The organism is Pseudarthrobacter sulfonivorans, from assembly GCF_031454915.1.
Classification (GTDB): domain Bacteria; phylum Actinomycetota; class Actinomycetes; order Actinomycetales; family Micrococcaceae; genus Arthrobacter; species Arthrobacter sulfonivorans_C.
Window position 1 is genome coordinate 41,309 of record NZ_JAVDRS010000008.1, and the last position, 25,521, is coordinate 66,829.

18 protein-coding genes are annotated in these 25,521 nt (G+C 61.2%); 8 read left to right on the top strand and 10 right to left on the bottom strand.

The window, feature by feature from the left end; translation table 11 throughout:
• Positions 1 to 37: 37 nt before the first annotated feature.
• From J2808_RS16815 to dnaA, 8 genes are all read right to left on the bottom strand, one after another.
• Complete coding sequence (locus J2808_RS16815; protein WP_309818871.1) at positions 38 to 703, bottom strand: DUF3566 domain-containing protein; 666 nt, start codon at positions 701 to 703, stop codon at positions 38 to 40.
• Positions 700 to 3,378, bottom strand: coding sequence for a DNA gyrase subunit A (gyrA, locus tag J2808_RS16820; protein ID WP_309818873.1), 2,679 nt, complete (start codon positions 3,376 to 3,378; stop codon positions 700 to 702). Before gyrA ends, J2808_RS16815 begins: the two co-directional genes overlap by 4 nt.
• Before the next feature lie 58 nt (positions 3,379 to 3,436).
• On the bottom strand, positions 3,437 to 5,527 hold the full coding sequence (gene gyrB / locus J2808_RS16825; RefSeq protein WP_309818875.1) for a DNA topoisomerase (ATP-hydrolyzing) subunit B: 2,091 nt from the start codon (positions 5,525 to 5,527) through the stop codon (positions 3,437 to 3,439).
• Positions 5,528 to 5,903: 376 nt separating this feature from the next.
• On the bottom strand, positions 5,904 to 6,461 hold the full coding sequence (locus J2808_RS16830) for a DciA family protein (RefSeq protein ID WP_309818878.1): 558 nt from the start codon (positions 6,459 to 6,461) through the stop codon (positions 5,904 to 5,906).
• On the bottom strand, positions 6,454 to 7,686 hold the full coding sequence (gene recF / locus J2808_RS16835) for a DNA replication/repair protein RecF (RefSeq protein WP_309818881.1): 1,233 nt from the start codon (positions 7,684 to 7,686) through the stop codon (positions 6,454 to 6,456). Before recF ends, J2808_RS16830 begins: the two co-directional genes overlap by 8 nt.
• Before the next feature lie 45 nt (positions 7,687 to 7,731).
• Positions 7,732 to 8,616: a phosphogluconate dehydrogenase (NAD(+)-dependent, decarboxylating) gene (gene gnd / locus J2808_RS16840; protein ID WP_309818883.1), complete on the bottom strand. Its 885-nt coding sequence runs from the start codon at positions 8,614 to 8,616 to the stop codon at positions 7,732 to 7,734.
• 121 nt (positions 8,617 to 8,737) lie between these two features.
• Positions 8,738 to 9,862 carry a DNA polymerase III subunit beta gene (dnaN, locus tag J2808_RS16845; protein WP_309818885.1) on the bottom strand — a complete coding sequence of 375 codons (1,125 nt, stop codon included), beginning with the start codon at positions 9,860 to 9,862 and terminating at the stop codon, positions 8,738 to 8,740.
• A gap of 528 nt (positions 9,863 to 10,390) precedes the next feature.
• Positions 10,391 to 11,812 carry a chromosomal replication initiator protein DnaA gene (gene dnaA, locus J2808_RS16850; protein WP_309818887.1) on the bottom strand — a complete coding sequence of 474 codons (1,422 nt, stop codon included), beginning with the start codon at positions 11,810 to 11,812 and terminating at the stop codon, positions 10,391 to 10,393.
• 468 nt (positions 11,813 to 12,280) lie between these two features.
• Here dnaA and rpmH point away from each other — a divergent pair, with 468 nt between their 5' ends.
• The 8 genes from rpmH (at position 12,281) to J2808_RS16890 (ending at position 18,006) form a co-directional block, all read left to right on the top strand.
• Positions 12,281 to 12,418 carry a 50S ribosomal protein L34 gene (rpmH, locus tag J2808_RS16855; RefSeq protein ID WP_003800212.1) on the top strand — a complete coding sequence of 46 codons (138 nt, stop codon included), beginning with the start codon at positions 12,281 to 12,283 and terminating at the stop codon, positions 12,416 to 12,418.
• A 40-nt stretch (positions 12,419 to 12,458) separates the two neighbouring features.
• Positions 12,459 to 12,869: a ribonuclease P protein component gene (gene rnpA, locus J2808_RS16860; protein ID WP_309818908.1), complete on the top strand. Its 411-nt coding sequence runs from the start codon at positions 12,459 to 12,461 to the stop codon at positions 12,867 to 12,869.
• Positions 12,862 to 13,257 carry a membrane protein insertion efficiency factor YidD gene (gene yidD / locus J2808_RS16865; RefSeq protein WP_309818910.1) on the top strand — a complete coding sequence of 132 codons (396 nt, stop codon included), beginning with the start codon at positions 12,862 to 12,864 and terminating at the stop codon, positions 13,255 to 13,257. Before rnpA ends, yidD begins: the two co-directional genes overlap by 8 nt.
• A gap of 16 nt (positions 13,258 to 13,273) precedes the next feature.
• Positions 13,274 to 14,248: a membrane protein insertase YidC gene (gene yidC, locus J2808_RS16870; RefSeq protein WP_309818911.1), complete on the top strand. Its 975-nt coding sequence runs from the start codon at positions 13,274 to 13,276 to the stop codon at positions 14,246 to 14,248.
• Complete coding sequence (locus tag J2808_RS16875) at positions 14,248 to 14,814, top strand: Jag family protein (RefSeq protein WP_309818913.1); 567 nt, start codon at positions 14,248 to 14,250, stop codon at positions 14,812 to 14,814. The genes yidC and J2808_RS16875 overlap by 1 nt, the downstream gene beginning before the upstream one ends.
• Positions 14,815 to 14,835: 21 nt before the next feature.
• Positions 14,836 to 15,486, top strand: coding sequence for a 16S rRNA (guanine(527)-N(7))-methyltransferase RsmG (gene rsmG / locus J2808_RS16880; RefSeq protein ID WP_309818916.1), 651 nt, complete (start codon positions 14,836 to 14,838; stop codon positions 15,484 to 15,486).
• An 86-nt stretch (positions 15,487 to 15,572) separates the two neighbouring features.
• Positions 15,573 to 16,640: a ParA family protein gene (locus J2808_RS16885; protein ID WP_309818919.1), complete on the top strand. Its 1,068-nt coding sequence runs from the start codon at positions 15,573 to 15,575 to the stop codon at positions 16,638 to 16,640.
• A gap of 67 nt (positions 16,641 to 16,707) precedes the next feature.
• A complete protein-coding gene (locus J2808_RS16890) occupies positions 16,708 to 18,006 on the top strand; it encodes a ParB/RepB/Spo0J family partition protein (RefSeq protein WP_309818921.1) in 1,299 nt (432 codons plus the stop codon).
• Between the two features lie 6,122 nt (positions 18,007 to 24,128).
• Here the strand turns inward: J2808_RS16890 and trxA are convergent.
• Both trxA and trxB read right to left on the bottom strand, forming a co-directional pair.
• The gene (trxA, locus tag J2808_RS16895) at positions 24,129 to 24,455 is read right to left on the bottom strand and encodes a thioredoxin (RefSeq protein WP_164203803.1); all 327 of its coding nucleotides are present in this window, start codon (positions 24,453 to 24,455) and stop codon (positions 24,129 to 24,131) included.
• A 36-nt stretch (positions 24,456 to 24,491) separates the two neighbouring features.
• Positions 24,492 to 25,448 carry a thioredoxin-disulfide reductase gene (gene trxB, locus J2808_RS16900; protein WP_309818924.1) on the bottom strand — a complete coding sequence of 319 codons (957 nt, stop codon included), beginning with the start codon at positions 25,446 to 25,448 and terminating at the stop codon, positions 24,492 to 24,494.
• Between the last annotated feature and the right edge of the window lie 73 nt (positions 25,449 to 25,521).

Below are 25,521 nucleotides of genomic sequence, written 5' to 3' on the forward strand. Positions count from 1 at the left end.
CATTTCGCCGGAGAAATTCCGGTGAAATTATGGGATTTCAGTCGTCCGTGAGGGTGACGCCGATGCCGCCCACGAGGGTGGCCGAGATGTTGTACAGCACGGCAGACAACATGGACAGGGCCGTCAGCAGGACAACGTTCACTACGGCGATGATGGTGGCAAAGGACGCCACCTGGCCCAGGGACGCGACCTTCTTGAGTTCGAAGCCGGCGCCCTCGGAACCTGCGAGGGTGCCCAGGAGGCTGTCCACCTGGTCAAAGATTCCGGTGAGGTCCAGGACCGTCCACAGGACGATGGCCGCCACCACGGTGACGATTCCCAACGCCACGGAGAGCAGGAAGGCCATCTTCAGGACGGACCAGGGATCCACCTTGCTGACCAGCAGCCGGGCACGCCTGACCTTGGCCTTGGGCGCTGGCTTAACTAGGCCGGACTGGGCCGGTCCAGGCCGCTGGCCTGCAGCAGCCGGGCGCTGGCCCGCTTGTCCCTGTACCGGCCGCTGCCCCGGCTGGCCCTGCGCAGGGCGCTGGCCTTGTGCAGGGCGCTGGCCGGGAACAGCAGGACGCTGGCCCGGAGCGCCGGTGGGAGCCGCAGGCCGCTGCTGCGGCCGGACAGGAGCGTTCACCCGGGGTGCGGCCGCGGGCGGCGGTGTTCCGCCGGGGACAGTGCTGCTCGGCTTGGGATATGAGTCGGGATTACTCACTCGTTACCTCCGGTGTAGTCTTCGTTCGGCTCAGCGTCGCCGGAGGCGTCCTCTGACTCAACAGCCGGTGATGTTTCTGGTGTTGATACTGACCCTGCGGATCCCTCGGAGGACCCGGCGTCTTCAGCCAACGTTACGTCATCCTCCAGGGATTCTTCGCCCTCGAGACCACGTTCGCTGTTGCGGGCGACTTCGATGATGCGGTCGTTTTTGTCCGGTTTTGCGAAGATGACACCCATGGTGTCGCGGCCCTTGGCCGGCACCCCGGCCACGGATGAACGGACAACTTTGCCGCCCTCCATGACCACCAGGACCTCATCTTCTTCCTGGACAATCAGCGCACCGACAAGGTGTCCGCGTTCCTCCTGGTACTTGCCCACCTTGATGCCGAGGCCGCCACGGCCCTGCAGGCGGTATTCCTCCACCGCGGTCCGCTTGGCGTAGCCGCCCTCGGTGACGACGAAGACAAATGAACCGTCCGTGACGACGTCGGCGGCCAAGAGTTCGTCGTCCTCGCGGAACTTCATCCCCGTCACGCCGGAGGTGGCCCGGCCCATGGGTCGCAGGGCATCATCGGTGGCCGTGAAGCGGATGGACTGGCCCATGCGTGAGACAAGCATGAGGTCGTCCGTTTCTGAAACCAGCTGCGCCGAAACCAGTTCGTCCCCGTCACGCAGGTTGATCGCAATGACACCGGCGGACCGGTTGGTGTCATAGTCCTCGAGGCGGGTCTTCTTGACCAGGCCGCGCTTGGTGGCCAGCACCAGGTAAGGGGCCTGCTGGTAGTCCTTGAGGTCCAGGACCTGGGCGATGTGCTCGTCCGGCTGGAAGGCCATCAGGTTCGCGACGTGCTGTCCCTTGGCGTCCCGGCCGGCTTCCACCAGTTCGTATGCCTTGGCGCGGTAGACACGGCCCAGGTTGGTGAAGAAGAGGAGCCAGTGGTGGGTGGTGGTCACAAAGAAGTGCTCCACCACGTCGTCGCCGCGCAGCTGGGCACCCTTGATGCCCTTGCCGCCGCGCTGCTGCGAGCGGTAGTTGTCGCTGCGGGTGCGCTTGACGTAGCCGCCGCGGGTGATTGTGACAACCATTTCCTCTTCGGGGATCAGGTCCTCCATGGACATGTCGCCATCGAAGCCCATCAGGATCTTCGTGCGGCGGTCATCGCCGTGCTTGGCCACGATCTCGCCAAGCTCGGTGCTGATGATCTCGCGCTGGCGCGCCTCGGAAGCCAGGATCGAGTTGTACTCGGTGATCAGGGCCTCGAGTTCCGCGTGCCGGTCCTGGATCTTCTGGCGCTCCAGGGCGGCCAGGCGGCGCAGCTGCATATCCAGGATGGCCCGGGCCTGCAGCTCATCAATGTCGAGCAGCTGCATCAATCCGTCGCGCGCTGCTTCAGTGGTGTTGGACGCCCGGATCAGCGCAATCACTTCATCCAGCATGTCCAGGGCCTTCAGGAGGGCGCGCAGGATGTGCGCCTCTTCCTCCGCCTTGCGCAGGCGGTACCGGGTCCGGCGTGCAATGACATCCATCTGGTGCGTGACCCAGTGGCGGATGAACGCATCCAGGCTCAGCGTGCGCGGAACCCCGTCCACGATTGCCAGCATGTTGGCGGAGAAGTTGCTCTGCAGTTCGGTGTGCTTGTAGAGGTTGTTCAGCACCACCTTGGCCACGGCGTCGCGCTTGAGCACAATAACCAGGCGCTGACCGGTACGGCCCGAGGTTTCATCACGGAGGTCCGCGATGCCGGAGATCTTGCCGTCCTTGACCAGTTCGGCGATCTTGATGGCCAGGTTGTCCGGGTTGGCCTGGTACGGCAGCTCGGTGACCACGAGGCACGTGCGGCCCTGGAGTTCCTCCACGTTGACCACGGCGCGCATGGTGACGGAACCGCGGCCGGTCCGGTACGCGTCCTCGATGCCCTTGTGGCCCAGGATGGTTGCGCCTGTGGGGAAGTCAGGTCCCTTGACGCGCAGCAACAGCTCTTCCAGCAGCTCCTCACGGGTGGCGGTCGGGTTGGCCAGGTACCACTGGACGCCGTCGGCTACTTCGCGGAGGTTGTGCGGCGGAATGTTGGTGGCCATGCCGACGGCGATGCCTGAGGAGCCATTGACCAGCAGGTTCGGGAAACGCGCCGGCAGGATGGTGGGTTCCTGGTTCTTGCCGTCGTAGTTGTCCTGGAAATCGACGGTTTCCTCGTCGATGTCCCGGACCATCTCCATGGCGAGCTGGGCCATCTTCGTTTCGGTGTACCGGGGCGCGGCGGCACCGTCGTTGCCGGGCGAACCGAAGTTGCCCTGGCCCAGGGCCAGCGGGTAGCGCATGGTCCAGTCCTGGATGAGGCGGACCAAGGCATCGTAGATCGCGGTGTCGCCGTGGGGGTGGTATTGGCCCATGACTTCGCCCACCACACGGGCGCACTTATTGAACGAACGGTCCGGACGGTAGCCGCCGTCGAACATCGCGTACAGCACGCGGCGGTGCACGGGCTTGAGGCCGTCACGGACGTCGGGGAGGGCGCGGCCCACAATGACGGCCATGGCGTAATCCAGGTAGGACCGCTGCATTTCGGTCTGCAGGTCCACCTGCTCAACACGGTCGATCAGCACATCGCCTTCAAGTACGGTTTCCGGAAGATCGGCGGAATCCGCCGGGTTCTCTGGTGTCTCGTCACTCATCGTTTATATTTTCCGTTTCAGGTATATGTCGGTTGTGGAATATCAGTCGGTAAACCGGCTAGATATCCAGGAACCTGACGTCCTTGGCGTTCTGCTGGATGAAGTTTCGGCGGGACTCCACGTCTTCGCCCATCAGGGTGGAGAATGTCTGGTCCGCGGCGAGGGCATCGTCCATGGTGACCTGCAGGAGCGTCCTGTTGTCCGGGTCCATGGTGGTGTCCCACAGTTCGGTGTAGTCCATTTCGCCCAGGCCCTTGTAGCGCTGGATGCCGTTGTCCTTGGGGATCCGGCGGCCGGCGGCCTGGCCGGAAAGGAGCTTGGCATCGCGCTGCTTGTCGCTGAAGACGTAGTCGTGCGGGGCGTTGGACCACTTGATCCGGTACAGCGGGGGCTGCGCCAGGTAGACGTAGCCGTTTTCGATGAGCGGCCGCATGTAGCGGAACAGGAGCGTCATCAGCAGGGTGGTGATGTGCTGGCCGTCAACGTCAGCATCCGCCATCAGGACGATCTTGTGGTACCGGAGCTTGCTGAGGTCGAAGTCCTCGCCGATGCCGGTGCCGAATGCCGTGATCATGGACTGGACCTCGGCGTTACCCAGGGCCTTGTCCAGCCGGGCCCGCTCAACGTTCAGGATCTTGCCGCGGAGCGGCAGGATGGCCTGGGTTTCGGGGTTGCGGCCGCGCTTTGCTGAACCACCTGCGGAGTCGCCCTCCACGATGTACACCTCACAGCGGGCAGGATCCTTGGACGAGCAGTCGGACAGTTTGCCCGGCATCCCGAAGGACTCCAGCGGGCTCTTGCGGCGGGCGTTGTCGCGGGCCTTGCGGGCCGCCATGCGGGCCTGGGCCGCCGAGATGGCTTTGCGGATCACATCGCGGGCCGGGCCGGGGTTGCGTTCCAGCCAGTCGCCCAGGCCGTCGGTGACAACGCGCTGGACAAAGCCCTTCACCTCGGAGTTGCCGAGCTTGGTCTTGGTCTGGCCTTCGAACTGGGGCTCGGCCAGCTTGACCGAGATGACGGCCGTCAGTCCTTCACGGATGTCGTCACCGGTGAGGTTGTCGTCCTTTTCCTTGATGATGCTCTTCTCCCGCGCGTAGCGGTTGATGAGCGATGTCATCGCGGCACGGAAACCCTCTTCGTGCGTGCCGCCTTCGTGGGTGTTGATGGTGTTGGCATACGTGTGGACGCTTTCGGAGTATGCGCTGGTCCACTGCATCGCCATTTCCAGAGCGATTTTGCGGTCCTTGTCCTCGGTTTCAAAGGCGATGACGTCCTCGTGGACAACATCAACCTTCTTGCCCGAGTTCAAGTGCTTCACGTAGTCCAGGAGACCGTCGTCGTACTGATACACCACGGTCCGGTGATCGGCGGTGACTTCACCCTCAGTGACCACGCCGTCAAGATCGAGGTCGTCGTCGGAGTCGGACTTCGCTGCAACCGGGCGCTCGTCCGTGAGGGTGATGCGCAGGCCCTTGTTCAGGAAGGCCATCTGCTGGAAGCGTGCCCGGAGGGTCTCGAAATCAAAATACGTGGATTCGAAGATGTCAGCGTCGGGGTAGAACGTCTGGGTGGTGCCGGTTTCGGTGGTTTCCTCACCCTTGACCAGGCCGCCCTGGGGCTTGCCGCCGTCGGCGAAGGACATCCGCCAGACGTTGCCCTGGCGGCGGACCTCGGTGTCCACCCGGCTGGAAAGTGCGTTCACCACAGAGATGCCCACGCCGTGGAGGCCGCCTGAAACTGCGTAACCGCCGCCGCCGAACTTGCCGCCGGCGTGCAGGATGGTCATCACCACCTCGACGGTGGGCTTGTGCTCGGTGGGGTGCATGTCCACCGGGATTCCACGGCCGTCGTCAACCACCTTCACGCCGCCGTCGGCCCGCAGGACGATTTCGATGTGCGTGCAGTACCCGGCCAGTGCCTCATCGACGGAGTTATCCACCACTTCATAGACCAGGTGGTGCAGGCCGCGCGGTCCGGTGGATCCGATGTACATGCCCGGACGTTTCCGGACAGCTTCGAGGCCTTCTAGTACAGTAATATCGCTTGCGCCGTATTCCCGCGGTGTCGCGGCCTCCACCGGAGTATCGGGGGTCGGGACATCCTCCGCTGCGCGTTCCACTGCCTGGGTATCTGTATTGTCGTTAGCCACAGGTGCTGTCGACTCCTCTTTTTCGATGATGGCCGGCGGTGCCCTTCCCATGGGAAAGCAGCCGCCAACAGGCACAAGCTGATGGCGCCGACGAGTAGGCCGATCTGAAGAACCGAAGTCCGCTTGAAAGAGAGCGTGCGGAAAACGGACTCAGTCAACGTTTCACCGACGCCCAGTTATCTGCTGTGATTCTACCGTGAAATGGGCCGCAAACCCGCATTCCAGGGCCCGAGGCGGAGCCCGGACATGCCTGTGCGAGGCCGTTGATCCCACCTAGGGCGCCCTCGCGGTGCCGTCTCCGGGTGCCTATACGCCCCAAGGGCGATAGACCGCCCTACACGCCGCCGGACCAATATTCAAGAGCCGACGACGGCGGCTAGCCGTACGTATCCCGCGGGCCGCGGCCGTTCACCGTGCGGCCGCCCTTGCGCCAGCTGGGTGCCGACGGTCCGAGCACCTGAATGCTGGTGACCACGCCATCACCCAGTTCGGTGCGGAATTTCTCCAGCAGGCTGATGCTCAGAAGCCGCAGCTGCGTGGCCCAGGCTGTCGAATCGCAGCGGACATGCAGGGTGGTGTCCGTGAAACTCTCGGGTGTGCAGTGCGCCGAGATTTCCGGACCCACCAGGGTGGCCCACTCCGCCATGACGGAACCCACTGCCACCGGCGAGGTCCAGCCGCGCTCGGCCACGAGGCGGCCCACCACTTTGCCGAGTCCCAGCGGATCCCTGCCAGTCGAATGAAACTGCTTGAAGCCCCGGGTGTCGTTGATGCCGCGCTTCGATTTCGCGGCCCCCCCGGGTGGAGGTGCCTTGCGGCGGATTTCGCCGCGCGCTGCGGCGGCCTCACGCATTCTGTTCAGTGCCGCCTGAGGGGCATCGATGTTGTCAGGATCGCGGCCGGGCTGCAGCCCGCCCATGTCATCCTTATTCATCGATTCCTCCCGGGATAACCTTCACCCGCCGGCCGGAGAGCTCGTCCGGGATATCGGCGTCGACGGCGGCGGTCACCAGGACCTGCTCCGCGCCGGAGACTATTGCCGCCAGTTTACGCCGCCGGTGGACATCCAGCTCGGCAAAAACGTCGTCGAGGATGAGGATCGGCGCGGACCCGCCGGTGCGGGCGTCGTCCAGCATCACGTAATAGGAGGCAAGTCGCAGCGACAGGCACATGGACCATGTTTCGCCGTGCGAGGCATACCCCTTGGCGGGCGCTTCACCGAGCACCAGTTCCAGCTCGTCCCGGTGCGGTCCCACCAGTGAGATGCCGCGCTCCAGTTCCTTGCGGCGTGACGCCGCGAACGCCTGGACATAGCGTTCGGTGAGCTCTTCGACGGTGAGGAACCGTAGATCCTCGGTTCCGACAGAGCCGGACCCTGCAGCGCCGGACACAGCTGGCCCGGCCACCGCGGAACCACTGCCGGCACCCGGTGCCGCCCCGCCGTCGTCGTCCATCAGGTTCTGCAACGTGGAACGGTAAATTGCGCCAGCTTCTTTGGAACCGTCCGTGAGCTGGGCATAGGCCTTGGCCAGATGCGGGCGCAACCGTTCCACCAGTTCCAACCTGGCGTGCAGCAGCTCAGCGCCGGCCCGGGCCATATGCTGGTCCCACACATCGAGGGTGGCCTCATGGCCTGCAGTGAATTTTCCGGCCCGGGCGGACTTGAGGAGCGCATTGCGCTGCTTTAGGACCCGGTCGTAGTCCGTGCGCGTGGCAGAGTGCCGTGGAATGAGGCTTACCAGGAGTTCGTCGAGGAACCGGCGGCGGTTGGATGGATCGCCCTTGACCAGCGCCAGGTCCTCGGGAGCGAAAAGCACCGTCTGGCAGATTCCCAAGAGATCCCTTGCCCGGACCGGATTGCTCCGGTTGATCCGGCCGCGATTGGCCCGGCTGGCATTGATCTCAAGTTCCAGTACCGTGGTCTGCCCACCGCGGACCACCCGGGCCCGCACCAGCGCGCGGTCCGTACCGAACCGCAGCAGCGGACCGTCGGAGCTGACCCTGTGCGAACTGAGCGTGGCCAGATAACCGATGGCCTCCATGAGGTTGGTTTTGCCGATTCCGTTGGAACCCACCAGCACGGTGACGCCGGGTTCGAGCGGAAGGTCAACCTGGGCGTAGCTGCGGAAGTCGGTCAGCGAAAGGTGTTCTAGGTACACTCGGTCTTCAGAATTCTCGGATCCCCTCGGGATCCGGGGTGGACGCTATTTGGCTGGGCGGGTGGCATGCCCGCCGAACTGGTGGCGCAGGGCGGAGACCATCTTCATGGCGGGCGAGTTATCTTCCCGGGACGAAAAGCGCGCGAAGAGTGCAGCCGTGATGGCCGGAGCCGGCACAGCGTTGGCGATGGCCTCTTCAACAGTCCAGCGTCCCTCGCCCGAATCCTCGACGTAGTCATCGATGGAGGCCAGGCCCGGATCTTCGTCCAGGGCCTTAACCATCAGATCCAGCAACCAGGACCGGACCACGGTGCCCTTCTGCCAGGCGCGGAATGTTCCCGGCAGATCAGTAACAATGTCCTTGGCGGCCAACAGTTCGTAGCCTTCGGCGTAGGCCTGCATCAGGCCGTATTCGATTCCGTTGTGGACCATCTTGGCGTAGTGCCCCGCACCGACGCCGCCCACATGGACGAAGCTGTCGGCCCGTTCGCCTTCCGGGCGGAGGACATCGAACACCGGCAGTGCACGCTCGATGTCGGCGGCGTCGCCGCCGGCCATCAGGCCATAGCCGTTCTGGAGACCCCATACACCGCCGGAGACACCGCAGTCCGCGAACTGGATTCCCTTTTCGGCCAGCGCCGCACCGTGCTTCTGGTCTTCGGTGAATCGGGAATTGCCGCCGTCGATCACCAAATCGCCGGCGTCGAGCTTGTTTCCCAGCTCGGTGATGACGGCATCGGTGATCTCGCCCGACGGGACCATGACCCAGATCAGGCGCGGTGCGGGAACCGCCGCGATGAGCTCATCCACGGAGCCGACGTCGGTGACATCGGGGTTGCGGTCAAAGCCGGTGACCTCGATGCCGCCCTTGCGCAGCCGTTCGCGCATGTTGAAACCCATTTTGCCAAGGCCGATCAGTCCGATATGCACGTGAGTCTCTTTTCTGCGCGGGGTTGGCTGTCGTTTTGGGGCCCAGAACGACAACAACTGACTGGGCCCACGCCGCCAGGGTTCCCTGGCCGAGCTTGCGAGGCGAGGGTGGCGGTGGGGACTAGTTGGGGAGGCGGACGGGCATGACCAAGTAACGGTAGTCGTCCTGGTCCTCACCGTCGGCGTCTGCCTGGGCCGTGATCATGGCGGGTTTCGGCGCTGTGGTGAAGGAGAACCTCACGTACTTCGTCTCAATGACGGCCAGGCCCTCCACCAGGTAGTGCGGGTTGAAGGCCACGGTGATGTCGTCACCGGACAGCTGGGCTTCGAGCTCTTCGGAGGCCTGGGCATCTTCGCCGGTGCCGGCGTCCAGGTGCAGCAGTCCCTGGGTGAAGGCGAGCCGCACCGGGGTGTTGCGTTCGGCCACGAGGGACACGCGGCGGACGGCCTCGACCAGCTCCTGGGTCTGCACCGTCGCGTGGATGGGGGTGGAGTCCGGGAACAGCGAACGGATCTTGGGGTAGTCGCCGTCCACCAGCAGCGAGGTGGTGGTGCGGCCGCCGCTCTCGAAGCCGATCAGGCGGCTGTCGTCATCAGCCAGGGCCAAATTGATGTCGCCACTGTTGCCGAGGGTCTTGGCTACTTCGTTGAGAGTTTTTGCCTTGACCAGCGCGCTGGTGGAAATCCCCGGGGTGGCCGGTTTCCACGGGACTTCCCGCATGGCCAGACGGTAGCGGTCCGTTGCCAGGAGCGTGATGAGATCATCCTCGATCTCCATGCGGACACCGGTGAGGATGGGCAGGGTGTCATCCTTGCTGGCCGCAATAATCACCTGGGACACGGCCTGGGCGAACGCGTCACCCGGGACGGTGCCACTGATGGTGGGCAATGCCGGCAGGGGCGGGTATTCAGCCTCGGGCATAGTGGCCAGATGGAAGCTGCTGCGGCGGCAGGTGAGGGTGACTTTGTTGCCATCAGTCTCCACGTCCACCGGCGCGGAGGGAAGGCTGCGGCAGATGTCAGCGAGAAGGCGGCCGGAAACCAGGATGGTGCCTTCCGTGCGGATGTCCGCAGGGATTTCCAGCCGTGCAGATGTCTCGTAATCAAAACTCGAGAGGCTCACCGTGCCGGCTTCAGCCTTCAGGAGCAGGCCGGAAAGCACTGGAACCGGCGGCCGCGGAGACAACGACCGGGCTGTCCAGGTGACGGCTTCTGCCAGGACGTCCCGTTCGACTCTGAACTTCACGGAAGGGTGCCGCCTTTCATTGCTGCTGCCATGTCTGAAACCGAAAACTCCCACCGGGAGCCCAAAAGTAGTCGCGCCCCAACGAAGGGACCTGCATGGTTCTTCGATTGCTGAACCACAAAGAAACCCAAGGATGGGAGCGCTGCTGACAGCTTAGCCGGAAGACCGCTGATTAACCCATCCCCGGCAAGGCCGCCTGGGGGCCTGGGGCCGTTGGGCCCCTGCCGGTTCGGAGTGCGGATCGAGATTGTTGTTTGAGGGAAATCAATTAATTGGGATTAGTAGTGTTAATAACTGCTGTGGAAACTGTGGATAACTCGATCCGGCCGCAGGATCCAGCGGTTAAGCCCTGTTCATCGATTGTGGGCGAGTGAGTTTTAAACAGGCTGTGGATGGGGATAACTATTTTGGGGATTTTGCTGATCCACAGGCGGCTTAAGGGTTTTAAGCCCATTAAGCGCGGTTGTCCCCTTAACTATCCACAGGGTTATCCACATGCACCTGTTAATAAGGTATAGAGGCGACGCGTCAGGAGTCGCGCTGCTGCTGCTTGATGCGGTTCGTGAGTTCAGTGACCTGGTTGTAGATCACACGCCGCTCAGCCATCAGCTCCCGGATTTTGCGGTCAGCGTGGATCACCGTGGTGTGGTCACGGCCGCCGAGCTCCTGGCCGATCTTCGGCAGCGACATGTCTGTCAGTTCACGGCAGAGGTACATGGCGATCTGACGGGCGGTGACCAGGGTCCGGGTCCGGGACTTGCTGCACAGTTCTTCCATAGTGAGCTTGAAGTAATCAGCCGTCTGGATCAGGATCTGGCTCGACGTGATTTCCTGGGCGCCGTCGTCGGTGATGAGGTCTTTGAGGACCATCTCAGCCAAGGCAACGTCCACCGGCTGCCGGTTCAGGCTGGCGAATGCCGTCACGCGGATCAGCGCGCCTTCAAGTTCCCGGATGTTGCTGGAGATCTTGGACGCAATGTATTCGAGGGCATCGTCCGGGGCGGAGAGACCTTCGCTGAGCGCCTTTTTCCGCAAAATGGCAATACGTGTCTCCAGCTCGGGCGGCTGGATGTCGGTGAGGAGGCCCCACTCGAAGCGGGACTTCATCCGGTCCTCGAAGCCTGCCAGCAGCTTGGGCGGCTGGTCTGAGGTGATGACCACCTGCTTGTTGTTGTTGTGCAGCGAGTTGAAGGTGTGGAAGAACTCCTCCAGTGTCCGGTCCTTGCCGGCCAGGAACTGGATGTCATCAATCAGGAGCACGTCCACGTTGCGGTACGTGGTCTTGAAGCTGGCGCCTTCGTCGTCCCGGATGGAGTTGATGAAGTCGTTGGTGAACTCCTCGGAATTCACGTAGCGGACCCGGATCCCGCTGTACAGGCGCCGGGCATAGTGGCCGATCGCGTGCAGCAGGTGGGTTTTGCCAAGCCCCGAATCACCGTAGATGAACAGCGGGTTGTAAGCCTTGGCGGGTGCTTCGGCCACGGCCACGGCGGCCGCGTGGGCGAACCGGTTGGACGAGCCGATCACGAACGTATCGAAAACATACTTGGGATTCAGCCGGCCGAATTCGTGGGACGTGCTGGGGAGCATGGGCTGCGGCTTCTGCTCGATCAGCTGGTCCGCGGAATAGGAAGGCTCGACGACGGGTTCCGGCTCGACGTGGATGGGCACCAGATCGGTGTCCACATCGATCGCGCAGCGGATGTCCTCGGAGAAAACGTTGTGCAAGGCATCATCGAGGGCATCCTTGACCTGGGTCTGGAGGACTTCGCGGGTCAGCTCATTGGGAACGGCAACCAGGAGGGTGGAACCGATCAGGCCCTGGGCCTGGGCCAGGATGACAAAGCCCCGCTGCCGCGGCGAAACGCGGTCGTCCTGCTCGAGGAGGCTCACCACGCGCCGCCAGGAACTTCCGACAGTATTGGCGTGGTTGGCTTCGTCTACTGTCATAAATCAGTTCCTCAAAACTTGCGTGCCTGCATTACGTGCAGCCCCAAGTCCGGAACCAGGATGCTGGTCCAGCTTCATCCACAGGGTTATGCACAGTCCGTGGATAATCGGCTACTGAGCCACTCTAGGGGATCAAAAGGCCAGAAGATAGCTGGGAAGTAGCTTGTGGATAATTACACTGGTGTGGTTCCAAAACGGCCCCTGTGAGCCACTTCATCCACAGGCTGTGGGGCCAGGTTAACCACAGCCACGGGTGGGGACCTGAACCCCTCCCGGTTTGACTCTGGGGCGTATTTTGCCCTAACGTTGTGAAGTCCTTTGTGTCCGCTTTTTTGCCTCATCTGAATCTCTCAGACGCACCGCGTTCGAGCAGTCGGGGGAAGCGTACATATACAAAACTTAGCGTCGGCCAGTTCTTCCCCTTTTATGATCGGGTGGGCGCACCTTTGATCCACTGGAGTAACTAACGTGAGCAAGCGGACTTTTCAGCCGAATAACCGCCGTCGAGCCAAGAAGCACGGCTTCCGCCTTCGTATGCGTACCCGTGCCGGCCGTGCCATCCTGGCAGCCCGTCGTGGCAAGGGCCGCACCGAACTGTCGGCCTAGATTCTGACTCGTCGGTTTACTGTTTCTTTGCGAGTTTAAGGTGCTGGCCACCCGTAACCGTTTGAGGACTGCAACCGATTTTTCCACAACTGTACGTTCCGGTGTCCGCAATGGACGCCGGAACGTAGTGTTATATGCGGCAGCTATTGCTGCCGACGAACCCAGCCGGATCGGGTTCATCGTTTCCAAAGGTGTCGGGAACGCTGTGGTCAGGAACCTCGTTAAGAGGAGACTGAGGGAAGCCGGTGCTGCCTCGCTGCGCGAGTACGGTACCGGGTTCGCCATAGTGGTCCGGGCCCTGCCTGCGTCGGCAACCGCCAGCTGGGATCAACTGCTGGCGGACTACAACGCCGCACTGGAATCGACCATGAACCGGTTGGGCAGCCGCCTTCCGCGGGCTGCTGTAAACGGTTCAACCGGTACAACACAGGAAGGGACACCGCGTGCGTAACGTGACTGCCGCCGTCGTCCGCTACCTTCATCCTGGTGTTGCCGCTGTGGGCACGTTCCTCTGGAACCTGCCCAAAAATATTCTTATTCTGCTGCTGATGGCCTACCGCAAGGTGATTTCCCCCTTGTATGGCCAGGTCTGCCGATTTTTTCCTTCCTGCTCTGCTTACGCTCTTGAGGCGATCACTGTCCATGGGGCAGTGAAAGGCAGTTGGCTCGCCGCCCGCCGTTTGGCGCGCTGCCATCCGTGGAACGCCGGCGGCGTGGACCATGTCCCCGCCGGCCACCGCCACTGGGCCGATGACCGGACCCCCGCAATTGTTGTGCTGAACAACCCGGACAAGTACCTGGCTGCTCAGACTGATGGAGAAGGCCGCCTTGCGGCCTGACGAATAGGGATATCGTATGGACTTCTTTGAAACAATCATGTTTCCGTTCAAGTGGCTTGTGTCCATCATCATGGTGGGATTTCATGAGGGCCTGAGCTCCATCGGCCTGCCGGAGGCGTCCGGCTGGACCTGGACACTGTCCATCATCGGCCTGGTGCTGGTGATCCGGGCGGCGCTGATCCCGGTGTTCGTCAAGCAGATCAAGGCGCAGCGCGGCATGCAGCTCCTGCAGCCGGACCTGAAGAAATTGCAGGACAAGTACAAGGGCAAGACCGACCAGCTGTCCCGCCAGGCCATGGCGCAGGAACAGATGGCCATGTACAAGAAGCATGGAACCAACCCGTTCTCAGCCTGCTTGCCCATGCTGATCCAGATGCCGTTCTTCTTCGCCCTCTTCCAGGTTCTGTCCGGTATCACCGCGGCCCGGACCAAGGGTGCCGGCATTGGTGCAATGAGCCACGAGCAAGTGGTGCAGTTCGACGATTCCAGCATCTTCGGGGCAACGCTTTCGGCGTCCTTGCTGCACGGCGGAGCAGGCAACCAGACCGCCGTCTGGATCCTCTCCATTGTCATGATTCTGGCCATGACGGCCTCGCAGTTCATCACCCAGAAGCAGATCATGGCCAAGAACATGTCTGAAGAGGCCATGGCCAGCCCGTTCATGCGGCAGCAGAAGATGATGCTCTACATCCTGCCGGTCGTGTTCGGTGTGGGCGGCATCAACTTCCCCATCGGTGTCCTCATCTACTGGACCACCACCAACCTCTGGACCATGGCGCAGCAGTTCTTCGTCATCCGCCGCATGCCGACGCCGGGATCCCCCGCCGCCAAGGCACTCGCCGAGCGCAGGGCCGCCAAGGGCCTGCCCGCACTGCCCATTCTGGGCGGGAAAAAGGCCGACGCCGAAGCAGAGGCAGCTGCCGCCGCTGCGGTCATCGAGCAAAAGGGACAGCGCGTCCAGCCCCAGCGTAAGAACAGGAAGAAGAAGTAATGTCAGCCGAAAGCACCGAACACGCCCTTTCCGACGAGGTCATTGACGACCAGGACGAAGCCTCAACGGACGCCGACGCCAACCCCAAAGGAACTGCCGCAAGCCGCCTCGAAGAGGAAGGCGACGTTGCTGCCGACTACCTGGAGGAGCTCCTGGACATCGCGGACATCGATGGTGACATTGACATCGAGGTCCGCAACGGACGCACCTACATTTCCATCGTTGCCGAGGAAGAGACCGATGGCCTCGACAGCCTGGTAGGCGAAGACGGCGAAGTCCTTGAAGCCCTTCAGGAGCTGACGAGGCTTTCTGTGCTATCCGCGACGGAGAACCGTTCGCGCCTGGTGCTGGACATCAATGGCTACCGTCAGCAGCGTGCGGGCCACCTCCAGAAAATTGCCGAGGATGCTGCAGCAACAGTGAAGGAGACTGGCAAGGCCGTGGCTCTTGAACCGATGAGTGCCTACGAACGAAAGATCGTTCACGACGCCGTTGCTGACCTTGGCCTGGTCAGTGAGTCCGAAGGCGAAGGCGCCGGCCGCCATATCGTTGTGTCCGCTGACTAGAGAATTGCTGAACCGTTGACCATGGTTGATATCACGGCAGCTGAACTGCTGGCGGCTGAGAAGATCTTCGGCGACCGCCTGGATCTGGCCAAGCGCTACGTTGAGCACTTGGCCACGTCCGGCACGGAGCGCGGCCTGATCGGGCCCCGCGAAATACCCCGGTTGTGGAGCAGGCACGTACTCAACTGTGCCGTCATCGAAAGCCAGATCGCGCACGGCAGCCACGTTGCCGATGTGGGAAGCGGGGCCGGGCTGCCGGGGCTTTGCCTCGCTATCGCGCGGCCTGACCTGGAACTCACGCTGATCGAGCCGTTGGAGCGCAGGGTGATCTGGCTCCAGGAAGTGGTGGATGATCTGGGCCTGACCAACGTCACCATCATGCGGACCCGCGCCGAACTTGCGGTGGGCATGGTTGACGCGGATGTGGTCACTGCCCGTGCGGTCTCCGCGCTGAGCAACCTGGCTGGCCTGACCATCCCCCTGCTCGCGGGCAAGGGTGAGGTGGTGGCCATTAAGGGCCGCAGCGCAGGCGAAGAAATCGAAAAGGCGGCGAAAGTTATCCGCAAACTTGGCGGCGTCCAGACGTCAGTGGTCACCGTTGGCGAAAGCCTGCTGGAGGAACCCACCACCGTGGTCCGCATCGTCGTAAATAAGTCCCGAAAGATTGCTTAGTCCAGGCCCGGTAACCTTGGTCTGCAGGACGAAGCGGTTAGGCTAGACAACGGCAGCAAAAGCTGAACGAGAGTGAGTGTGTCCCAGTGACCAGTAGCGAAGCCTCCACACAACGGATCCCCCCGTTTGTGTCTTTGGGGTCAGCACGATCAATTGCTGGCATGGGTTCCGCACCGGTGCGAGGGGAAAGTCACCCTACCCCGGTTGCAGACGTGGCAACCTTTGGCTCTGTTTCACGTGAAACAACGTCTGGCGGCAAAGTGAACGTCTTTGACACAATGGATGATTCCAGCCCCATTGCCCGGGAACTCGCACACGAAACAAAACGCCGCGAGCGGTTGATTGGCAGGGAACTGCCCAAGCCGGACAAGACACGCGTTTTCACCGTCTCCAACCAGAAGGGCGGGGTGGGTAAGACCACCACCACCGTGAATATTGCCGCAGCCCTTGCCGCTGCCGGCCTGAAAGTCCTGGTCATCGACATCGACCCGCAGGGCAACGCCTCCACGGCACTCGGCGTCGAACACCATGCCGATGTGGACAGTATTTACGATGTCCTGATTAACGATTTCCCCTTGGCGGATGTCGTGGCGCCGTGCCCCGACATCAGCAACCTGATCTGTGCTCCTGCGACCATTCACCTGGCCGGTGCCGAGATTGAGCTCGTCTCCCTCGTAGCCCGTGAACAGCGTCTGCGCAGGGCCATCGACGTCTATGCCAAGACCCGGGCCAAGAATGGCGAAGAGCGTCTTGACTATATCTTTATCGATTGCCCGCCGAGCCTAGGTCTGCTCACGGTGAATGCCTTCTGTGCTGCCGGTGAAGTCCTGATCCCCATCCAATGTGAGTACTACGCATTGGAGGGACTGAGCCAGTTGCTGAAGAACATCGAAATGATCCAGAAGCACTTGAACGCGGATCTCGTGGTCTCCACGATTCTCCTCACGATGTACGACGGCCGAACAAACCTTGCGGCCCAGGTAGCGGCCGAGGTCCGTCAGCACTTCCCTGACCAGGTCCTGGGTGCTGTGGTTCCCCGCTCGGTACGGATTTCAGAAGCACCGAGCTACCAGCAGACTGTGATGACGTACGATCCTTCCTCCAGTGGTGCCTTGTCTTACCTGGAAGCCGCAGCGGAAATCGCTGAGCGCTAGAATCTTCAAAAAACTGCAACAACTGGAGTCCGGCAATGCCTGACTCTTCCATCGGAGGGATTTATCCATGAGCGAGAAGCGACGTGGCCTAGGCCGCGGTCTTGGCGCACTCATTCCAAGTTCCGCCGCTGGTAACGGGTCGGGCAATGGGACATCTGTGTCGCGGCCCGTGGACCTCTTCTTTCCTGAAGGCCGCAAGAAAGTCGATCCCTCGCCCGTCGACGTGGACAATGGCGAGACGACGCCGATTGGATCCGGAGACTCCGTTGTAGCTCCGGAGAAGCAGTCACCGGCGAACGAACTTCCGGCGCCGAAGAACCAGGCTGCATCCAAGATTGATTCGCCCGCGAAGGCTGTTGCCAAGGCGACGGAGAAGACTGCAGGGACGAAGGCTCCGGCGAAAGCCCCAGTCAAAACCCGGGCGACTTCGGAGTCACCGGACGGCGCGTCGGTGCCGGCTGAACTGACGGTCGAGCCATCCTCCTCGGCGACGCCTGAAGCTGAAGCACTAAGCAGCAATGAGGACAACGGCGTCGACCTGGTTGAGGTACCCGGGGTTCGCTTTGCGGAGATTCCAGTCTCCGACATCCACCCGAACCGTAAACAGCCCCGCTCAGTCTTCGATGAGGACGACATGGCGGAGCTGATTCACTCTGTCCGCGAAATCGGCGTCCTCCAGCCAATTGTGGTTCGCACTTCAACCGAAGAGGGTGGAGAACCGTATGAGCTGGTCATGGGCGAGCGTCGGTGGCGGGCAGTACAGGCCGCGGGCATGGAAACCATCCCTGCAATCGTGCGGGATACGACGGACGACGACCTACTCAGAGACGCACTCCTGGAGAATCTGCACCGGAGCCAGCTGAACCCTTTGGAAGAGGCCGCCGCTTATCAGCAGCTGCTTGAGGACTTCGGAACCACACACGAACAGCTCGCAGACCGGATTGGGCGTTCACGTCCCCAGGTGTCAAACACGCTTCGTTTGCTCAAGCTCCCTCCGCTGGTCCAGCGAAGGGTTGCGGCCAGCGTTCTCTCGGCCGGCCATGCCCGCGCCCTGCTTGCCCTCCCCGATGCGGCCGCCATGGAGCGTCTTGCGCAGAAGATTGTGGCTGAAGGTATGTCCGTAAGGGCAACCGAAGAGGCTGTGACGTTGTACCAGGATCCGACGAAGCCGGCCAAGAACAACATTCCGCGCCCCGGTGCCCGCCATGAGCGGCTGGATTACCTGGCATCGTCTTTGTCGGACCGGTTGGATACTAACGTGAAGATCTCCCTTGGTGTCCGCAAGGGACGTGTGAGCATTGAATTTGCCAGTGTGGAAGACCTGAACCGCATTATGGAGGTTCTGGCGCCAGGGGCCGAAAACTAGCGCTTGGGGGAATCTGCAGCAAGCGGCTGCGGATTTCTGACAAAGGGAGGGACTGTTTCACGTGAAACAGTCCCTCCCTTATTTGCTTGCTGTCCCCTCATTCTCAGTGAAATCCCCATTGGAATGGTTTCCCCTGGAGCCAGCCCCAAGCGTCGTCATTCATTGAGACACCACAGGCACTGGTCCTGGTGGAGATTTTTCGGCATTTCACAATCCATTCCGATGGGCCCGTTGGCCGGAACTCCGCCAGAGAGGCTTGTAGCAGCCTCCTGCCGGCGACATGACCCTGGGATCTTGGGGCATGCGTCCGGGGATAACTACCTAGAAGGGACTAGGAACGAGTCGCAGGCCCAAGTGTCTGCGTTGACATGCGGAACCGTCCCAGGTGTGCCTACCTGCAGGTTTCCGGGCCAGCATCGAGCACTAGGTGCGCAGTCCATGGGAAGCGAGCGGTTGGCACCGGAGGGGCTCGCGATAGTCCCCTGTCTGCTTTCGTTCTTGGAGCGATGGTTGGCTTTCGACTCCCACGATACAGCGACAGCATCCACTGACGACAGCCGTGGAAAGGTTACATTAGATCTGTCTTGTGTGATCTGGGTAGTCTCTGCGCAGCCGCCCTCGTCATGACGCTTTCGGACCGGTTGGGTCACTTACGGCGGTGCAGTTTCACGTGAAACATCGGGGAGGGCACGGTGTACCTACCAGTGGCCAGTCAGTTGCAGGTTCAAGCGTGAAGGCGTGGGGCACGGCGGGATTGAACGGGCATAGCTGAACATCAAATGTGGTCGTCTCACCACACGATCTTGGGCAGTACTGACAAAGGAACCGAAGTCTGAGATCTTGGTGTCAGCCCCGTGATACTCCCCCCAAGGCGGCAGACAGTGCAACTGACAGTTAGGCGCACTAGCCGGGATTGCCTGCCGCCGATCCTTGCGCATGGGTTTCACGTGAAACATGAGCCGAAGTGGTCATGACGTGACGGGGTCCATTGCAACTTACAGTCTCAGACTATGGGTGAGCGGTTACGGCCGGCATTCTCAGTCGGCGCAGTCTGGTCCCCACACACTAGCTGGTCCCCCACACACACACACACACGAGCACCAGACAGGTGCCAGTTTCCGCTGCTCCGCCAGACTCCAGCCGTACACAGGTTGTCCAAAGCGCTAGAGGCAAGGCTTGGAACTCCCGGACCGTAGAGTTGTTGGTCACCGTCGGAGGCTCCATGGTCCCTGTTGAGACCCTTTGAGCGTGCCACAGGCTTCCTCGTTCCTGGTCAAGGACTAGGCTCCACGCGTGCGGCGCCACTCGATGTAGCGTCACTCGACGTTTGAGTCCCCGCACGGAGGACGGAACCAGCGTGCGTGAGCGCGCGGAATTAGGACTAAGGACGGGCTATCGATGTGCCCAGCAAGCACTTCCCGCACCCTAGGCCTCTGACGAGGAAGTCGCATTTGAGTACGAGGCGTCTTCGTTGTTCTGGGCCGGGATAGGCCTCCCCGGCCCTTCAGACTGGCTGGAGGTCTTCCATTGAACCAAGTGGCCCTTGCTGCCCTGATGTGTGCCCAGACTTTGCGGCCTGGACCTGGGCAACCGAGGCTTATGCGACAGTGAGGCCAGCTGCGGGCGACGGTGAGATGCAAATGCTTGGTTCCGGATCCGGTGCTGGTTCGTGGTGCTCCGGGTCTCAGCACCAGTCAGTTTGTCCAAAGCGCTAGAGGCAAGGCTATGAACTCCCGGCCCGTAGAGGTGTTGGTCACCGTCGGAAGCTCCATGGTCCTCTGTCGAGGTCCTTTGAGCGTGCCGCAGACTTGCTCGTTCCTGGTCAAGGACGAGGCTCCACGCGTGCGGAGCCACTCGATGTAGCGCCACTCGACGATTGAGTCGCCGCACGGAGGACGTAACCCGCGTGCGTGAGCGCGCGGAATTAGGACTAAGGACGGGGTAGCGATGTGCCCAGCAAGCACTTCCCGCAACATAGGCCGCTGACGAGGAAGTCACATTTGAATACGAGGCGTCTTCGTTGTTCTGGGCCAGGATAGGCCTCCCCCGGCCCTTCAGGCTGGCTGGAGGTCGTCCATTGAACCAAGTGGCCCTTGATGCCCTGATGCGTGCCCAGACTTTGCGGCCTGGACCTGGGCAACTGAGGCTGCTGCTACGACAGTGAGGCGAGCTGCGGGCGACGGTGAGATGCACTAATGCTTGGTTCCGGTTCTGGCTCGTGGTGCTCCGGGTCCCAGCACCAGGTCTAGTTATGCCTGAGATGGCACGTTGGTCTGTCAGGGACGGCGGTTCTGTCAGAGTAATGAGCAACCCCGTGCCATCCCTGTCTTGAGGCGGCGACCAGCGGCGGAGGTCATTGTTGAAGCCTGGAGGCCGCGCCAGGCCGACACCGGACAAACGTGGCTTATCGGTGCAGGCAACTAGTAGTGCCGTGGATGAAGCGGCGCCACACATCCCGCGAGGTGGCATTGCTCGGGCCGAACCATCGCTGCGAAACTGAGGCAGGGCCGATCTGTCGGGGCCGAATCGGTTGGCATTGATGCAGATGGCACTTTCAATCTGGTCCACGGCATTGCCGAATTGGTGGTGTTTGGTAAGTACACCTGATGGCCAGAAGAATGTGAAGTGGGCGTACGGCCTCGCCTGCGCTTTGTCCCATGAATCTCTTCAGCGAAAATGTACTCGACGGCCACCATTGTCGGGGCACGGGATACAGGCTCATAGGGAAGAGTGGAGGCCGAATTTAAAGTCCGGTGTTGGACTGAGTCAGTGGATATCGTTGTGGATAACTTTGTGGATAGGTGTCCTCGAACGAGGGCTGGATGGGCGCTGAGTTTACGGGAAAATGCCACCGCTGGATGTGGGCGAGAACCAGGGCCGCTGCCCCTAGCGGTGTGTTTCACGTGAAACACCAGGTGCCATAGGGCCGGCACGGCCCTAGCTGATGGAATCACCGACAAATGGTGGATTTAGCTGCAGTTTTCACTGCCAAATTAACGAAAGCCGGCGATGAAGGGCTCCCGGGTCACTGTCCCTTTCAGCTGAGATTTTTTGTGAGATCGGGCGCATCCTCTGGCCTGATTGTGATCGCCATCATTGTCCTTTTCGACCGGTGGATAACCCTGTGGAAACCGGTGTGGATATCGCTGTGGATAACTCTTGGGGATAAGCCGTCGAATGGAGCCGTCGCGGTGTGCGGGGAGCACTACGTTCAGTCCCAGCCAACAACGAATGCTGGGCGATGGAAAGATGACCGTCTGTTTTGTTCCCGCCGAGGGGAATCAGGATGCCCATACGCGAGGGAATATTGGCCCGGGGCCGCACAAGAACCGGCCCGGCGCCGCACAAGAACCGGCTTCTCCTGCCCGACCCAGGCAGTCAGGAATCGCTGGTTGGCTTTTGGTTCGTACCGCGCGACCAAGGCGATGACCCCCGAGCTGACTCTGTTGGGGCCGGCCGTATTGCCCTAGTGATTTGATCATCCGATGATTGGCTACGGCTGGAGTGGTGTGGGGGGCTGACGAGGGTGCGTAGGTCGATGAGTGTCGAGGCTTTGGCACTAGTGCGGCCTTAGCGAAGCGGTCACCGGTAACTACAGCGTCGGCGCCGTAGCACAGAATTGGTATGTTCTTCGTGGCGAACTCTTCTGCAGCATGCCACCTCCCCGCCTCCCCGCCTCGGCGTACCCGTTCGGTCCCCGTTCAATTGTTGGGGCGATGGTCTTGGTGTGGTTTTGCTTCCGTAAAGGAGGATCATGAGGCAGCCGCACATTTGATGAGTGATGTGCTTTGGACAGGCGAGGGCCCGCAGTATTTGAGGGGTCCTTGGCAAGGAACGGCGCTGCCAGTCGAACTAGGATGGGTCATCCGACGCCCTCGTCCCGGAGACAGTTTCACGTGAAACAATGACGGGCAGGTAGTGAATCTCCCGCACTACACGGGCCCGCTAGGTTTCACGTGAAACATAGCGGGCGGGGGAACACACCCCGTTCCGTAAGCGAAGGGCAACCCGCCCTGTTCCGTAAGCGAAGGGGAACCGACCCCGTCCTGTACGCGCCGGGTGGTGTCCCCTTCGTAGCGGTACTCAGAGCAGGTCAGTGTCGACCCTAAGTGGCAGTATCGACGTCGGTCCATCAACATCGATATATGAGATTCCGAGGGGAATCCATGGACACCCCCCGAGCTGGAACCCTGCAGTCTGTTGCCGTGCAGACGATGGAGTGGGCGATGCTCATGAGTGACGCAGGGACGCGCTCCACCGGTGAGTTAAAGGCTGTCTTCTTGAATATCGGTACTGGACCGTCCTCAGCTGACACCGCTATCACCCTCTGGCAGAGCGGTAATTGTATGTGCCATGCGCAGCCGGCCCACTGGAATCGGGCACCGGATGATTCCTTCATCGAGTGCCCTACCTGGGGATGGAAGAAATTGCACAGAGGAATGACTCGGGTTCGTCTGAGGCGCCGTAACGGTGAGTGTGTCGGCGTTATGACAGCGAGGTGTCAAGAAATGGTGTGCGCCTTACGTTGGCTTGTCTTTGGTGTTTCACCTACGACTCCGGCGGCGTTTGTCAGGTCGAGTGGCCCCCGAATCGTACAGACTTGATCCGCAGCGCAATTTCAGCACGCAAGACTCTCCGTGGATCGAAACGCGCGAGGCAGTAGGCGGATGCGACCAGGCCGGGTGCGGCCCTGTTCTGACATCCTTAGACGACACGAGGGCCGATTAGAGCCGTTCAGAACGGTCAGCTGGGTATGTTCGGTTCTGCTTCCCCAGTGCGCAGTACGTCAGACTGGCAGTCGTCGGAGCCCAGGTACAGATTGCTTGGTGCGGAGCGCCACCCTCCTCCTGATCGTTCATCCGCGAACGGCCAGACGGGAGGCGGGTACCGGGGACGGCCCTACAGCCGATTGAGAGCAATCGGTCTTCCTCGGGTCTGATGTTGTTCCACTTGGTCTGTCCATAAAGAAGCTATTTGGGTTTGTGAATTCCATGTTCAACGGCCACTCCCCTGCAGTGCCGACTAAGCAGTAAACCTTATTTTGTTGAGTATTTAAGAAGTGGCCCGTGCTTGTGTAGCCTCCCGACTTTTTGCCCCGGATAGGAACAGTGCATGCGGCGTCAAGTAAGGCCGCTCCTCCTGTCCCCTCTTGGTGAGTTTGGCCAGATGGGGTTCGGCGCACGTGGACGTCGATAGTGCTGCGCTCCTGGCAAAGACTGCGTTCGTATGTTTCACGTGAAACATCGCTTATTCGCATGTGCTGCAGCGGGACGGCTTCCTATACTACTTAGCCTGTCGCCGTCGAGGAACGGCGCGATTCTGGACTAACAATCGGGTCGCCGACCGGTTCGCCCACTCTTTGTCCCTGTGCCGGTTAGCCTCAATCGATGCTGGTTATTCACCCCACTGCCGCTCTAGCTAGCAGCAAAATTGGGTCAAGCCAGCCGGCGCGGTGGCGCAGCTTTGTCTTTGGCGGTCTCGACGTTCGTTCGTCGGGTCGGATATGTTTCACGTGAAACATTCACGCTAAGCGAGTGGATACCGGATGTGGCCCGACGGATTCAGCACAGCGCTGTCCTTCTGACGTATGGGCGGACGTGTAACGAGTAGCCTAGGGCGCAATTCGATGCCTCCCGTATTCCGGGCTCGGATCTCAACAGCGATCCATGCGCCCACAGGGCACGCGGCTTCCCTGCCGTCGTGGGCTGCCGTCTATCCGGAATCTAAGTACCGTCAATAGGGTTAGGGGGACCGTATTGAAGGCCCCGACTAACTCATCACGACAATCGAGTGTTTCACGTGAAACATGTGGACTTCACCGCTCGCCACCGGAGGTCCCAATTACTGGCCGATCCAGCGACACCTGCCGGCGCCTGATCCACCGTCCAGGAAGGCAACCTGGTACGACGCCTCATCTCAAACTCTCCAGAGCCGCCTGGACGCAGACCCCATCCGAACTAAACTCGGATTATTTTCATATGCATACATTAGACGGTGGCATAAATGCGTGTGGCCACCGCCTCATCGAGGCAGTGGCCACAATTCCCTACAACGGTGGTCGCAAGAGGTCGGCTCACGAACTTAGCGTCAAGGGCCGGACATCATCGCGGATTTGGTTTCCGTTAGGAAAGGACGTCAGCAAATTCCTTTTCGAAGAACTGCTTCGGTCGGGCTCCGATAACGGTGCCCTTCACTTCGCCACCCTGGAAGAGGTAAACGGCCGGAATGGACGTGATGCCGTACTCGGCAGCAATGCCGGGGTTGTCGTCAACGTTAACCTTCACGACGTCGACCTTCTCGCTGTACTCAACGGAAATCTCGTCGAGGATGGGTCCCAGCTTGCGGCAGGGTCCGCACCATTCTGCCCAGAAGTCCACAATCACCGGTTTGTCAGCGGACAGTACGTCCGTGCCGAAGCTTGCATCTGTTACGTCTTTAGCGTTGCTCATAGCTTTGTCTCTCTCTTCGAATGGCGGTGACGCGGATTACGCGTGCAGGTCTGCGAGGTAGTGTTCCACATCGATGGCAGCGACACAGCCGGAACCAGAGGCGGTGATGGCCTGACGGTAGGTGGGGTCAACAACATCACCGGCGGCAAAGACACCCGGGACACTGGTCCTGGAGCTCCGGCCGTCCACGGCGATGGTGCCCTCAGCCGTGATCTTCAGCGTGTCCTTGACCAAGTCAGTGCGGGGGTCGTTTCCGATGGCGACGAATACGCCTGTGACCGCGAGATCGGATACGGCGCCGTCCTGAAGGTTCTTGATCTTAAGGGCGGTAACTTTGTCCTCGCCAATGACGTCGTCCACGGTGCTGTTCCAGATGAACGAGATCTTCTCGTGGGCCAGGGCCCGGTCGGCCATGATCTTGGAGGCCTTGAGCGAGTCGCGGCGGTGGACTACCGTGACGGACTTAGCGAACTTCGTCAGGAAGAGTGCTTCCTCCATGGCTGAATCGCCCCCGCCGATCACCGCAATGTCCTGGTCCTTGAAAAAGAAACCGTCGCAGGTTGCACACCAGCTGACGCCATGACCTGACAGGCGCTTCTCATTGGGCAGCCCGAGCTCGCGGTACGCGGAACCGGTGGAGAGGATGATCGCCCTAGCCTGGAAGGTTTCGCCGGTACCAATGGTGACGGTCTTGATGTCGCCCTCGAGGTCCAGGGCGGTTACGTCCTCAAACTGGATTTCGGTGCCAAACCGGGCTGCCTGCTTCTCGAAGTTCTCCATGAGGTCCGGTCCCATGATGCCTTCGGGGAAACCTGGATAGTTTTCGACGTCCGTTGTGTTCATCAGTTCGCCGCCGGCAGTGACTGAACCCGCCAGGAGCAGGGGCTTGAGGTTGGCCCGGGCCGTATAGACCGCTGCCGTGTACCCAGCCGGGCCCGAGCCGACGATGATGACATCACGTACTTCGGACGCGCTGTTTTCTGCGTTGCTCACTGAACGGTGAACCTCTTCCTTAGTCGATGCGCCGGTTTTCTGGACCGGCCACATGGCACAACTGAATCTTGGT